General features: G+C 70.4%; 5 protein-coding genes. All 5 read left to right on the top strand.

What is annotated here, in order from left to right:
- The first annotated feature begins 232 nt into the window (after positions 1-232).
- On the top strand, positions 233-1,768 hold the full coding sequence (locus tag SPRI_RS11950; protein ID WP_053556913.1) for an FG-GAP repeat protein: 1,536 nt from the start codon (positions 233-235) through the stop codon (positions 1,766-1,768).
- 23 nt (positions 1,769-1,791) lie between these two features.
- Complete coding sequence (locus SPRI_RS11945) at positions 1,792-5,439, top strand: LamG domain-containing protein (RefSeq protein ID WP_158685156.1); 3,648 nt, start codon at positions 1,792-1,794, stop codon at positions 5,437-5,439.
- A 113-nt stretch (positions 5,440-5,552) separates the two neighbouring features.
- Positions 5,553-12,446, top strand: a complete 6,894-nt coding sequence (locus SPRI_RS11940; protein ID WP_107082427.1) for an RHS repeat-associated core domain-containing protein — start codon at positions 5,553-5,555, stop codon at positions 12,444-12,446.
- A gap of 18 nt (positions 12,447-12,464) precedes the next feature.
- Complete coding sequence (locus SPRI_RS11935; RefSeq protein ID WP_005311691.1) at positions 12,465-12,938, top strand: hypothetical protein; 474 nt, start codon at positions 12,465-12,467, stop codon at positions 12,936-12,938.
- Between the two features lie 398 nt (positions 12,939-13,336).
- Positions 13,337-14,896: an FG-GAP repeat domain-containing protein gene (locus SPRI_RS11930; RefSeq protein ID WP_050791478.1), complete on the top strand. Its 1,560-nt coding sequence runs from the start codon at positions 13,337-13,339 to the stop codon at positions 14,894-14,896.
- Positions 14,897-14,933: the final 37 nt, after the last annotated feature.

Here is a 14,933-nt window from a genome sequence, read left to right as displayed (position 1 = left end):
GCACCCGGTCGCTCCCCCCGGTCCGGCGTGCCCCCGGCCACGTGCACCCGTGTCCACGGAAGCCGCCGCCGGCCCCCGCCGCGCCAACGGCCCCGCCCCCGGACCGACGGGCCCCTCGACCCACGTGGGCGCCGCGCAGGCGCCGACGCCGAGAACCTCCGGCGGAAGCAGCCGGCAGCAAAGGGGAGGAACCAACGCAGTGACCAGTCCAACGCGTCGGCCACGACGCACCATGCGACGACGGACGGCGCTCACCGCCGGCGCGCTCGTCCTGACCGCCTCGGCCCTGGGCGCCGGACCGGCGACGCCCGCCGCGGCCGTCGCCGCCGCCTGCTCCGGCGTGGAGTCGGACTTCAACGGCGACGGCATCCGGGACACGGCGATCGCCGACCCGGAGGCGACCGTCGGCACCGTCCCCCGCGCGGGGAAGGTCCACATCGTCTACGGCGGCGACAAGGGCGCCCTGGAACTGTCCCAGGAGACCGCCGGAATCCCGGGCGGAGCCGAACGCGACGACCAGTACGGATTCGCCCTCGCCGTTTACGACGCCGACGCGGACGGCTGCGCCGACCTGGCCGTCGGCGCCCCGTACGAGGACATCTCCACCAACGCCGACGCCGGCATGGTGCACATCGTCTACGGCTCGGCCGCCGGCCTGAACGGGGGCAAGGCCGCCAAGGAGCACATCCAGGGGGCGACCACCACCCTCGGCGGCGCCGCCGAGGCGGGTGACTGGCTCGGCTACGCGCTCACGGCCGGCAGGACGGCGGCGGGTTCGCCCTTCCTCGTCGTCGGGGTGCCCGGCGAGTCCGTCCTCGACCCGGCGGTTGAGGACGCGGGCGGCTTCTACTACATCCACGGCACCGGGCAGACCGTCGCCGGCCTGATCAGCCAGGACACGGAGACCGGCGGCGCCATTCCCGGATCCGCCGAACCGGACGACCGCTTCGGCGCGTCCGTCGCCTCCAGCCCTCACCACTTCGCGGTGGGCACGCCTGGAGAGGCACTCGGCACCGTGCCGTTCGCCGGCGGTGCCGCGGTGCTCAGCCACACCCTGGTGTCGGGCAGTCCCAAGCCGCTCTTCGGGCTCGGCCAGGACCAGGACATCGTCGACGGCGCCGAGGAAGCGGGCGACGGCTTCGCGACCTCCCTGGCGATGGTGCCCTACCGTCCGGCCGGCGCGACCTCCACCAACGAGTCGCTGCTCGCGGTGGGCGTCCCCGGTGAGGACCTGTCGACCACCGTCGACGCGGGCGCGGTACAGGTCTTCCGCGTCACGGCCGCCGGCACGCTCGCCAAGCACGCCTGGATCGACCAGAACACCGCCGACGTCGAACAGGCCAGCGACGCGGGCGACTTCTTCGGCCAGCGCCTCGCGGCCGTCAACACCGCTCCCGGCAGCACCAGTTCCGGCACCAACACCCGGCTCGCCATCGGCGTCCCCGGTGAGGAGTCGGCCGAGGAGCACCAGGAGAAGGGCGGCGTCCACATCGTCCCCCTCGTCGGCGCGGCCGGCGCGTCCGACGCGTGGATCGACCCGGGCTGGGGCATCCCCGGCGAGCCCGCTCCCGTGCAGCTCGCCGGCCTGAGCCTCGCGGGCTCCACGGCGGGCCTGTACGTCGGTATGCCCTACGGGCCGGCGGTGGACCACGGCGTGCACCTCTTCCCGTGGGGCACGGCCAACGGCGGCGCCCCCACGAAGACCTTCAAGCCCGGCTGGGACGGAATTCCCGCCGGCGACACCGCATTCGGTGCGGCGGTCCGCTGATGAACGACAGGGAGAACGGACACGTGTCCAGACGTATACGACGCGGCCTGGTGCTGCGCGGCGCGATCGCCGCGGTGGCGGCCGGCGCCGTACTGACCGGCGGCTTCAACGCGCTGCCGGACGACCCGGAAGGCGCCGACGCCGCACCGAAGCAGTCCGCCGTCGGCACGGGGAGCCCCGTGCAGACGGAGGCGGAGGCCCTCGCGGTCGCGAAGAAGAGCGGCAAGAAGATCGAGATCCTCGGCATGCGCACCGCGCGCCGGGAGATCTACGCCGAGCCCAACGGCACCTTCACGGCCCGCGAGTACACCGACCCGATCCGCACCTTCCAGGGCGGCTCCTGGGTCGACATCGACCGGACCCTGGTGCGGGCCGCAGACGGCAGCGTCGCGCCGAAGGCGGCCGCGGTCGGCCTGTCGTTCTCCGACGGCACGGCGGGCAAGCCGTTCGTCACCATGAACCAGGCGGGCCGTGAGCTGTCGCTGACCTGGCCGCACGGGAAGCTTCCCGCGCCGGTCCTCGACGGGGACACCGCCACCTACCGGGACGCCCTGCCCGGCGTCGACCTCGCGGTGCGCGCCGAGGCGGACGGCTTCGGCCACCTCCTCGTCGTCAAGACCCCGCAGGCCGCCGCCGATCCGCGCCTCGCCAGGCTCGACCTCGGCCTGAAGACCGACGGCCTCAAGGTCGAGGAGGACGCCACCGGCGCCCTCAAGGCCGAGGACGCCGCCGTCGGCGGCACCGTCTTCGAGGCGGGCAGGCCCGTGATGTGGGACTCGGCCGCCGTCAAGGAGGCAGCGGCCAGGAAGCAGGGCCCGAAGGCCGTCTCCAAGGCACTCGCCGCCGCGTCCGCGGACGCGGCCCCGGCCCCGTCCGTCGCACCCGAGCCCGCGCTCGCCGGCCCCGGAGGCGGTGGAAAGACCTCACCCCTCGGCCTCGAGGTCGGCAAGGGCAAGCTGTCCCTGGTGCCCGACCAGAAGCTGCTCAAGGGCAAGGACACCGTCTTCCCGGTCGTCATCGACCCGATCCAGCGCACCACTTCGCGCACCGCGTGGACCGGCGTGATGTCGGGCATGCCGAGCGAGCAGGACTGGAAGTACTCCGGCAGCGCCGGTGTCGGCAAGTGCCCCACCGACTACAGCCCGGTCTCCTGCAACGGCGTGGGTGTGCGGCGGCTGCTGTTCACCATGCCGATGTCGTTCTACAAGGGCAAGCAGATCCTCGGCGCGACGTTCTCCGCCCGCGTCGAGCACATCTACAGCGCCTCGCCGACCGCCGAGCCGATCCGGCTCTACCGCATCGGCGGCAAGAACTACAGCATCACCTCGTCCTCCAGCTGGTCCAACACCTCGGACGACTGGCTGGACCACATCGGCACCGTCGACAAGGCCATCTCGCCGACCAGCTGCTCGAGCCAGGCCAACCTGCACTTCGAGGCCGGCGCCACCGGTGAGCTCACCACCGAGGTGAAGACCGCCGCGGCCGAGGGCTGGTCCTCGATGACGCTCGGTCTGCGCGCCGCCGACGAGACCCGGCTGCCCGAATGGAAGCGGATCTGCGGCAACGCGTACCTCTCCATCAGCTACAACAACCTGCCGCGGAAGATCACCACGCTGTCGCAGAACCCCGGCGGCGTGTGCACCTCCGGCACCGGCCGTCCGTACGCCGAGGTCCCGCCGCAGCTCCAGGCCATCGCCAGCGACCCGGACCACACGAGCAGCAGCACCGACAAGGTCAAGGTCGAGTTCAAGGTCGACTGGACCGACCCGGTCACCAAGGAGGCCAAGAGCTACACGTACCTCACCCCCTCCTGGCTGGCGCCGACCTCCGGCACCAAGTTCACGCACACCGTGAAGTCGACGATCCCGCAGAACACCGTCATCTACTGGAGCGCACGCGCCTACGACGGTGACGGCTACGGCCCGTGGAGCTACGACGGCGACTCCGTCCGCTGCGAGTTCATCTACGACCGGACCCTGCCGGGCAGGCCGAACGTGCTGTCCAAGCAGTACCCGTCCGACACCGTCTACCACGACGGCGTCGGCACCTACGGCTCGTTCACCTTCTCGCCGAACCCGAACGACTCCGTGCCGGACACGGACGTCGTCAAGTACCGCTACGCGTTCGACAGCACGGCCACCCCGACGACCACGATCAACGCCACCTCGGCCGGCGGCCCCGCCACGGTGAGCTGGATGCCGACGCGCGCCGGACGCCACTGGGTCGACGTCATCGCCGTCGACAAGGCCGAGAACCCGAGCACCAAGGCGCACTACGAGTTCCTCGTCACCGAGGGAACGCCCGTCGCCGCCCAGTGGAACCTCGCCGACGCGCCGACGAGCACCGAGGCGCACGACGAGACCGGAGCCTTCTCGGCGACCGCCGGCACCGGTGTCACCTTCGGGGTGGAGGGCCCCGGCGGCAAGGTCGACGCCGCCGCACGCTTCGACGGCACCTCCGCCGCCTACGCCGACGTCAACGAGACGGTCCTCGACTCCTCGAAGAGCTTCAGCGTCAGCGCCTGGGTCCGTCCGAAGGGCACGCCCACCCGTGACATGGCGGTCGTCAGCCAGGACGGCACCGGCGAACCGGGCTTCACCCTCGGCTACGACCAGACGGCCGGCACCTGGGCGTTCTCCGTCCCGGTGACCGACGTGGACACGCTCGGCGAATGGAAGGCCGTCGCCACGGGCGTCAGCGTCGTCCCCGACCAGTGGGTCCTGCTGACCGGTGTCTACGACGCCACCAAGTCCGAACTGCGGCTCTACATCAACAAGGACTCCAAGGGCGTCGCCTCCCGCCGCTCGGTGTGGCGCTCCTACGGCCCGCTCCAGCTCGGCCGCACCACGGCCAAGAGCGGCTACCGCGACAACTTCGACGGTGACCTCGCCGAGGTCCGCGTCTTCGACCGTGTCCTGCCCGCCGCCCAGGTGGCGGAGATGATGACGGTCAAGCCCGAGCGCAAGAACTACTGGCAGCTCGACTCGGCCACCTCCGGGTCCTCCCCGGACACGGGGGCGGGGCAGGCGTTGCAGCTGGCGGGCAACGCCACCGTCATGGGCGCGCCGACCGACCCGCTGTCGCTGGACCCGTACCCCCTCGTCGGAGCGGGCCACCTGGTGCTCGACGGTGACGGGGACTACGCGTCCACGGCCACCGCGCCGGTCACCGGAGCGAGCAGCTTCACAGTCACCGCCCGGACCCTGCTCACCACGCTCGACCCGGAGAAGGCCCAGACGGTCCTTTCTCTGCCGGGTACGGCGGCCAACCGCCTCGCGGTCCGCTACCGGCCCGCCCCGGACGCCGAGACCCCGTCCATGTGGGAACTCGCGGTCGCCGAGTCCGACTCGGCCACGGCCCCGGTGAAGAAGTTCACCGACGACCAGGAGCTGCCGGACACCGACCCGGCGGGCCAGCACCTGGCCGTCGTGTACGACGCGTTCGCCAACGAGATCCGGCTGTACGTGAACGGCATGCTCGCCGACATCGCGCACGGCACCGACGACACCCTGTGGGCCGCCACCGGCGCCCTCCAGGTGGGCCGTTCGGCCCTCGGCGGCGGCAGTGAGTACTTCGCGGGCGCGATCGACGAGGTCCGTGTCTACAGCGGAGCCGCGGACAAGACCGCGATCCAGCAGATGTCCAACCCGATGGCTCTGCCGGACATGTAAGCCCCGGGCGGGCGGGCCGGCTCTGTGACCGGCCCGCCCGCCCGGTCTGTTCTGATCCTGTCGACGTGTGGAGACACGTGATGCCACTTAAAGGCCGGTCGATGAACCGGCGCATGCCCAGATGGTTGCTGTCGGCAACCACGGTGGGTGTGATCATCGCCTTGACGGGCAGTGCCGCCGAGGCCCTGCCGGTCGAGGACCGGGGCAGCCGCAGCCGCCCCGGGGTCCAGAACTTCGGCGACCCGTTGGAGGGCAAGGACGGCAAGGCTCTGCCGCGCCCGTCCGACCCGGCCAGGAAGGCTGCCGTCAGCAGGCTGGACAAGGCGGTCTGGCCGGCCGGCGGCAGCGCCGATGTCACCGTCTCCGCATCCTCGACGAAGGTGAAGGTCGGCGGCCTTCCGGTCGCGGTCTCGCCCGTGAGCACCAAGCCTGCGAAGGACCGCAAGGCCACGGGGGCACGGTCCTTGGCGGCCAAGGCCCAAGCCGGCCCCTCCGACGTGCGTGTCGACGTCCTGCCGGCCAAGCGAGCGGCCGACCTCGGCGCCGGTGCCGTCCTGCGCGTTCAGCGGGCCGACGACGCCGAGGCGGCCGCCAAGGTGCGTCTGTCCGTGGACTACTCGGCCTTCGACGAGGCGTACGGCGGCTCCTACGGAGCCCGGCTGCGCCTGGTCCAGCTCCCCGCCTGCGCCGCGGTTGCCGAACCGGGCAGCAAGGCATGTCCGTCCACCGGCACACCCCTGCCCACGGTGAACGACCCCGTCACGAACACGGCGACCGCCGAGATCACGGCCGCCGCCGCGGAGCCGGGCGGCGCGTCCACCATGGCCGTACAGGGCGCTTCCCTCGTCGCCCTCGCAGCGGGCGCCTCCTCCTCGCAGGGCACTTACGGCGCGACGGCGCTCGCTCCCTCGGCGAGCTGGAGCGTCTCCCAGTCGACGGGCGGCTTCTCCTGGTCGTACCCGATGCGCACGGTGCCGGTCGCGGGTGGTCTCGCGCCGACGGTCGGGCTCTCGTACCAGTCGCAGTCCACCGACGGCCGCACATCGGCCACCAACAACCAGGGTTCCTGGATCGGCGAGGGCTTCAGCTACGAGTCCGGGTACATCGAGCGCCAGTACAAGCCGTGCACCGAGGACGGTCACGACGGCTCGGCGGAGCAGTGCTGGGCGTTCGACAACGCCACCATCATGCTCAACGGCAGCGCGTCCCAGATCATCAAGGACGACGCGACCGGCCAGTGGCGGCTGAGCAACTCCGACGGCTCGAAGGTCGAGAAGCTGACCGGGGCCACGAACGGTGACAACGACGGCGAGCACTGGCGCATCACCACGCCGGACAGCAAGGAGTACTACTTCGGGCTGAACCGCCTGCCGGGCTGGTCGTCCGGCAACGAGGAGACCGCCTCCGTGTGGACCGCGCCGGTCTTCGGCGACGACTCCGGCGAGCCCTGTTACAACGCCACCTTCGCAGGCGCCCACTGCCAGCAGGCGTGGCGCTGGAACCTCGACTACGTCAAGGACCCGCACGACAACGTCGTCTCCCACTACTACGAGCGGGAGATCAACCACTACGCGCTGGGCGGCAAGACCGACGTCAACGGCACGGCCTACCACCGTGGCGGGTACCTCAAGCGCATCGACTACGGCCAGCGCGACACCCAGGTCTACGCCGCCAAGGCGCCGGCCCGGGTGACCTTCGACGTCGCCGAACGATGCCTGCCCGACGCCTCGTTCGACTGCGCCGAGACCAAGCGCACCACCGGCAACGCCTCCCGCTGGCCCGACGTCCCCGTCGACCGCGAGTGCAAGGCGGCGACGAAGTGCGGTGCGGACCAGATCTCGCCGACGTTCTTCACCACCAAGCGGCTCAAGGCCGTCGTCACGCAGATGCGCCAGGACGCCACCACCTATCAGGACGTGGACGCCTGGATCTTCACGCACCTGTTCCTGGACAACGGTGACGACTCCAAGAGCATGTGGCTGTCGAAGATCGACCACGAGGGCCGGGTCGGCACCACGGCGAAGGTTCCCTCGCTGGAGCTGTTCGGCGAGCAGAAGGACAACCGCGTCGACGCGATCGGCGACAACATCGCCCCGTTCAAGCGCTATCGCCTGGCCGCGGTCGTGAGCGAGACCGGTGCCCAACTGGATGTCAACTACGCACCCGCGGAGTGCACCGTCCCCACCCTGCCCAAGCCGGGCGAGTCGACCAAGCGCTGCTACCCGGTCAAGTGGGCCGCCCCTGGGCATGTCGACCCGATCGACGACTGGTTCCACAAGTACGTAGTGGCCGAGATCGTCGAGACCGACCGCACCGGCGGCGCCGACAAGATGGTGACCCGGTACGCCTACGAAGGACCGGCAGGCTGGCGTCACTCGAAGCCCGACGGCATCACCCCCACGGAGTTCCTGACCTGGGGTGAGTGGCAGGGCTACGGCAAGGTCAAGGTCACCAGCGGTTCCGAGGACGTGCAGCGGTCCCGTATCGAGTACACCTACCTGCAGGGCCTGAACGGTGACAAGCTGCCGGGAGGCGGCACGCGTTCGGCGTCGGTGACCGACTCCACCGGAACGGTGTACACCGACGACGAGGACTTCACCGGCTTCGAGCTGGAGACGCAGGTCTACAACGGCGCCTCGGTCACCACCAAGGTGATCAAGAAGCCGTGGAAGCACCACACCGCGACCCAGACCAAGGACTGGGGCACGGTTCGGGCCACCCTGGTCAAGCCCAGCCTCACGCGCGGGTTCACCGCCCTCAAGTCGGGCGGCTGGCGTGAGAGCCGCTCGCAGACGACGTACGACACGGTCACGGGTACGGGCCGTGTCACCCAGGCCGAGGACTTCGGGCTGGTCGTCCCTGAGACCGCGACCCTGGCGGAAAAGGCCGCCGCGGCCAAGGACGACACCTGTACCCGTACGTGGTACGCGGACAACAAGGCCGCCGGGCAGAACTTCCTCGACCGCGTCAAGCGGGTGGAGACGGTGGCGGTCAACTGCTCCGCCACACCGGACCGCAAGACCCAGGTCATCTCCGACACCCGGACCTTCTACGACAGCCTCGCCCACGGGGCCGCCCCGACCCGCGGACTGGAGACCTCCTCCGAACGCCTCGCGTCGCACGACGGCACCACCGCCACCTACCAGGAGACGTTCAAGAACACGTACGACTCCTACGGTCGCCCGGCCACGGCGACCACACCGGCAACGGGCAGGACGACCACGGCGTACACCATGGTCAACGGCCTGACGACGCAGACCAAGGCGACCAACGCCCTCGGGCACGCGGTCACCACCGACTACGACCCGGCGTGGGGCCAGTCCCGGGGACAGACCGACGCCAACGGCAAGCGCACCGACATGGCCTTCGACGGTCTCGGCCGGGTCACCTCGGTGTGGCTGCAGGACCGCAGCAAGGCCGCCGGCCAGACGCCGAACAACAAGTACTCCTACCTGGTCCGCCGGGACGCCCCGGTGGCCGTCAAGTCCGAGATCCTTGAGGAAGGGGGTTCCTACAGCAGCGAGTACACGCTGTACGACAGCATGCTGCGAGCCCGTCAGCGTCAGGCCGTGGGCCCCGGCGGCACCCGGCTCGTCGCCGACACGTTCTACGACAGCCGCGGCAAGCTGAAGACCGCCTACGACACCTACCAGGCGACCGGCGCCCCCTCGGACCAGTTGCTCATCGTGCGTAACGGTGAGGTCGAGTCGCAGACCCACTACGAGTACGACGACATGGGGCGCACCACCGCGACGGTGTTCTCCGTCGCCGGCGTCGAGCAGTGGCGCAGCACCACGGTGCACGAGGGTGACAGGATCCACCAGATACCCCCGCAGGGCGGTGTCGGCACGACCACGCTGACCGACGCCTCGGGCAAGGTCACCGAGGTGCGCCAGTACCAGAGCGGCACCCCCGGCGGCACGGGTCCGGTGGCGTACACGTCCACGAAGTACTCCTACACGCCGTCCGGCGAACTGGAAACCGTCGTCGACTCCCAGCAGAACACCTGGTCGTTCACCTACGACCAGCGCGGTCGCAAGGTCCGGTCCCAGGACCCGGACTCCGGCACGACGGTGATGGGCTACGACGACGCGGACCGCGTCACGTCCGTCGTGCACGAGGGCCGCAACACGACGATCACCAGCACGTACGACGCCATCGGCCGTATGACCGGCACCTACGACGGCGCGGTCTCGGCGGGCAAGAAGATCTCGGAGACGCGGTACGACCGCCCCGGCATGCTCGGCCTGCCGTACGCGTCGCTCCGGTATGTCGGCGCCACGGAGTACTTCGGCACCATCGTCCAGACGGCCGACGACTTCTACCGTCCGACGAAGACGGTGTACAGCGTGCCCGCGTCGCAGGGCGCATTGGCCGGCAACTACACATTCACCAGTGCCTTCAACCGTGACGGCACTCCGCAGTCCTCCGGCCTGCCGGCCGCGGGCGGGCTGTCCGCCGAGGTCCTGGCCTTCGGGTACGACGAACTCCAGCGGCCCGTCACGATGAAGGGCACCGACACGATCATCTCCGGCACCACCTGGTCGCCGACGAGTGAGCTGCTGCAGTTCGAGCTGAACTCCGGCGGCAAGAAGGTCTGGCAGACCTTCGACTACGAACGCGGGACCAAGCGTCTGAAGGAAGCGAAGGTCGACGTCTACGGCTCCACCGGCGGGCCGGTGAAGCAGACCGCGTACTCGTACGACGCGGCCGGAAACATCCTGTCGATGGCGGACTCCGGCTCCGTGTCGAGTCTCGTGGACGTGCAGTGCTTCCGCTACGACGCGAACAAGCGCCTCTCCGAGGCGTGGACGCCGTCGGCCAACACCACGACGGCGGCCGGCTCCGGGACGATCGGCACCACCGCTCCGGTCGACGGCTCCCAGCCGTCAGCCTGTGCGGGCGCCCCCGGCTCCGCCGCGCTCGGCGGACCCGCGGCGTACTGGAAGTCCTACCGGGCCGACGCCATCGGCAACCGTACGCAGGAGATCGTCCACGACACGGGCCTGGACGCGTCCAAGGACGTCACCCGGACCTACACCTACGGAGAGAACGGCGCCGGACCGCACGCCGTCACCAAGGTCGTCGAGAACACGCCGACCGGCGCCCGGCAGTCCACGTACGGCTACGACGAAGCGGGCAACATGGACACCCGCACCGTCGGAGGTGACACCGACACGCTGAGCTGGGACGTCAACGGCAAGCTGAGCAAGGTGTCCGTGCCCGACGACGTGACCACGCCGGCCGACGAGGCCGGGGACACGACGTTCCTCTACGACTCCGAGGGCACCCGGGTCCAGCGTAAGGACCCGTCGGGCACCACGGTCTACCTGCCGGGCACGGAGCTGTTCCTGCCGGCCGGGTCGACGAGCGTCCAGGCCACCCGCTACTACACGCTCGCCGGTCAGAACGTGGCGGTGCGGACGAACGACAACACGATCACCTTCCTGGCCTCCGACCACAACGGCACCGGCGACGTGGCCGTCCAGTCGGCCACGGGAGCGGTGACCTCGCGCCGTTACGACCCCTACGGCAACGCACGCGGCCAGGCACCGGGTGGTGGTAGTTGGCCGGTCGAGCAGGGCTTCGTCGGGGGAACCCTCGACGAGACCACAGGGCTCACCCACCTCGGCGCCCGCGAGTACGACCCGGTGCTCGGCCGCTTCATCTCGGCCGACCCGATCGTCGCCTTCGCCAACGCCCAGCAGATGAGCGGGTACGCGTACGGCAACAATTCGCCGGTCACCTTCGCCGACCCCTCGGGCACCATCCCGGCCGAGTGCTGGGAAGGCATCATCACCTGCCGGATGGGCCCCAACGGCTGGGAGTTCGGCGAGGTCAGGGAGTCCGCTCCGGCGAAGACGAAGGAGGAGCAGGACGTCGAGGTGGCCCAGCAGGCGGTCGCGTCGGCGAACCAGGGCATCACCGAGGTGACCGACAAGATCATCGAGGAGCTCAAGGACATCGCGGGCGTCAACGCCGTGCAGGACTGCGCCTCGAACCCCGCGGTCGGCACCTGTCTGAAGGCCGCCGCCGAGGTGGCGAGCCTGTTCCTCGGGGCGTGGCTCAAGGGTCTGGTCAAGGCCAAGAAGATCAAGAAGGCCATCGAGCTCCTGCCGGACCTCTACGGGGCCATCAACAGGCTGCGGAAGGCGGAGAAGCAGCTCGACAAGGCCGAGGACGCCCTGGAGAAGTCGAAGAAGGCGAAACCCAAGGGCAAGAACAAGAAACGCGACGACGACAGTTGCGAGGCGCACAGCTTCCTGCCGGGATCCCTCGTCCTCATGGCCGACGGCAGCAAGAAGAAGATCGAGGACGTCGGGCTCGGCGACAAGGTCGAGGTCACCGATCCGAAGACCGGTGAGAACTCCGACCGCGAGGTCGTCCGCACGATCGTCACGGAGGACGACAAGGACTTCGTGACGCTGACGGTCTCGACCGGATCGGGGGCAGCCGAGCTCGTCTCCACCGTCACGCACCCGTTCTGGGTCGAGTCCGCGCAGGCGTGGGTCGACGCCGGTGACCTCGAGCCGGGCATGGACCTGCGCACGGCCGACGGCGACCAGGTCGAGCTGACCGCACTGGACTTCTTCGAGAAGCGCCAGCGCACGCACGACCTCACCGTGGCAGGCATCCACGCGTACTTCGTGTTCGCGGGCGCCGAGCCGGTGCTCGTGCACAACATGGACCTGAACTGCCTGACGATCAACGACGGGCACATCGTCTTCAACCACACTCCGGAGGGCCTCAACAGCGGCGACGCCAAGAAGACCGAGTGGCTGCCGGGGACGACCAAGGACTCGAGGGCGAAGATCATCAAGGAGGTGCTCAGCAAGGGCCGCGAGGTGCACGACACCAAGAACAGGGACGGAAAGGTCTTCGAGCTCAGGTACAACGACCCCATCGGCTACGACCGCAAAGTGCCGAGGAACAAGCTGTACGTGATGCGGGTCTACTACGACCCGGACGAGAACTACGTGAAGAACGCCTTCCCGGTGAAGCGATAAAGGAGGAGGGAACGAAATATGCGGATGGCCTTCGCGGAGGACTCCTGGTACGGGCCACAGGGGTACGAGTCCCGGGTGGACCTGACGACCGTCTCCCGTTCCAATCTGCGGTGGTACTGCTTCCTCGGTGCCTGGCGGATCGAGCACGGAACGACGGACATCAGCCCCCCGTGGGGCTGGACGCCGCTCTTCGACGCCTTCTACAGCGTCCGCGAGGTCATGGGTTCCGCCCGGGAGGGCGCGGAGCACGACTGGATCGACTTCACGGAGAACGACGAGAAGATCCGGATCGTGCGCCGCGGTGACGACATGGTGCTGTCACCCACCTACGCCGAGGCCGAGATCGTTTGCTCTGTCGACGAGTTCGTCGACGCGGGCCGCGACTTCATCCGGCGGGAACTCGCCGTAGTCGTCGCGGATCACCCGGCGCTCGCGATGAACCCGACCGCACGGCAACTGGCGGACGAGGTGGGGCTCGCCCTCGGCCCGTAGCCGGACCGGCCGGGCCGGGCCACGTGCCCGGCCCGGCCGTCGCCGCTTCCCGGGCACGCGCGGAACCAGCGCGTGCCCGGGGTGAACCCCTGCGGGCGGTCACCGCGGCAACCCCTGAGAGGGGTGTTCCGCCGGGCCGGCCTCACGGCATGACGTGAGGCCGGCCGGGCGGAACGTGGCCCCACAAGGCTTCACCCACCGGCCTTGACGGTCCGTCATATCCCCCCGCGGGGCGGACCGACGGGCCCCTGGGCCCGCCCTGTCCCGGAAGGACAGGGCAAGGCAGCAGTGCTCCGGTGCGCCCCGCGCACGGCCGGCAGGCCGAGGCGGGACCGTCCGCACTCTGCCTCCGGACAGCCGGCGGAAGAAGCCGCCGGCCAAGGGGAGGGATCACATCAGTGAGCAGTCCAACGCGCCCGCACCCGCGGGCGGTCCGACGACGGGGCGCCCTCGCCGCGAGCGCGCTCGTCCTGACCGCGTCCGCCCTCGGGCTCGCCCCGGCGCCGGTCGCCGCGGTCGCCGCCGGATGCTCCGGCGTGGAGTCGGACTTCAACGGCGACGGCATCCGCGACACGGCGATCGCCGACCCGGAGGCGACCGTCGCCGGCCGGGCGGAGGCGGGCCTCGTGAGGATCGTCTACGGCGGCGGCAAGGGAACCTACGAACTCACCCAGGACTCGCCGAACGTCCCGGGCGGACCCGAGGAGGGCGACCGGTACGGCATCGCCCTCGCGGTCTACGACGCCGACCTCGACGGCTGCGCCGACCTCGCCGTCGGCATGCCGTACGAGGACATCGGCACCGCCGCCGACGCCGGCGCGGTCCACGTCGTATACGGCTCGGCGACGGGCTTCAACGCCGGCAAGGTGCCCAAGGAGCACATCCAGGGCGAGGGCAAGACGCTCGAGGGAGCCGCCGAAGCCGGCGACTGGGTCGGTTACGCGCTCGCCGCGGGCAAGACCTCCACCGGCGTGCCCTATCTGATCGCCGGCGTACCCGGCGAGTCCATCGGCACCGCGGAGGACGCCGGAGGCGCGGTCTACATCCACGGCACGGCGCAGACCGTCCTCGGAATCAACCAGGACACCGACAACGCTGCCGGCGCCGTTCCCGGCACGGCCGAGATCGACGATCGTTTCGGCACCTCGATCGCGGCGAGCCCGACACATTTCGCGATCGGCTCCCCGGGCGAGGCGCTGTCCACCACCACGTTCGCGGGCTGTGCCACGGTCTTCAGCCACACGCTCGTCTCAGGCCGGGTCAAGCCCCTCTTCGGTCTGGGCCAGGACCAGAGCGACGTCGCCGGCGCGGAGGAGTTCGGCGACGGTTTCGCGACCGCCCTCGCGATGGTCCCGTACCGGGCGTCCGGGGCCACGACGACCAACGAATCGCTGCTCGCCGTCGGCGTGCCGGGGGAGGACCTGTCCTCCACCGTCGACGCCGGGGCGGTGCAGGTCTTCCGGGTCACCGCGTCCGGGACGTTCACCGAGATCATGTGGATCGCGCAGGACACGGCGAACGTCGAGCAGGAGGGTGACGCGGGCGACTTCTTCGGACAGCGCCTCGCCGCGGTCAACACCGCCCCCAACAGCACCACATCCGGCACGACCGCCCGCCTGGCGATCGGCGTCCCGGGTGAGGAGTCGGCCGAGGAGCACCGCGCGAAGGGCGGTGTCCACATCGTGCCCATGGTCGGTGCGCCCGGCGCGTCCGACTCCTGGATCGACCCGGGCTGGGGCATCCCCGGCGAGCCCGCTCCCGTGCAGCTCGCCGGCCTGAGCCTCGCGGCCTCCACGGCGGGCCTGTACGTCGGCATGCCGTACGGCCCGCAGGCCGGTCACGCCGTCCACCTGTTCCCGTGGGACGTCGCGAACGGCGGCGCCCCCACCCAGACCTTCAAGCCGGGCGAAGGCGGTATCCCCGCGGGCGGCACCGCCTTCGGCGCGACGGTCCGCTGATGAACCGCGCGGCGGCGCCGCGCCATCGAACGAACCT

The sequence above is a fragment of the Streptomyces pristinaespiralis genome (assembly GCF_001278075.1).
Taxonomy (GTDB): Bacteria; Actinomycetota; Actinomycetes; order Streptomycetales; family Streptomycetaceae; genus Streptomyces; species Streptomyces pristinaespiralis.
Note: the sequence above shows the minus strand (reverse complement) of the source record. Positions and strands in the feature narration are given on the sequence as shown.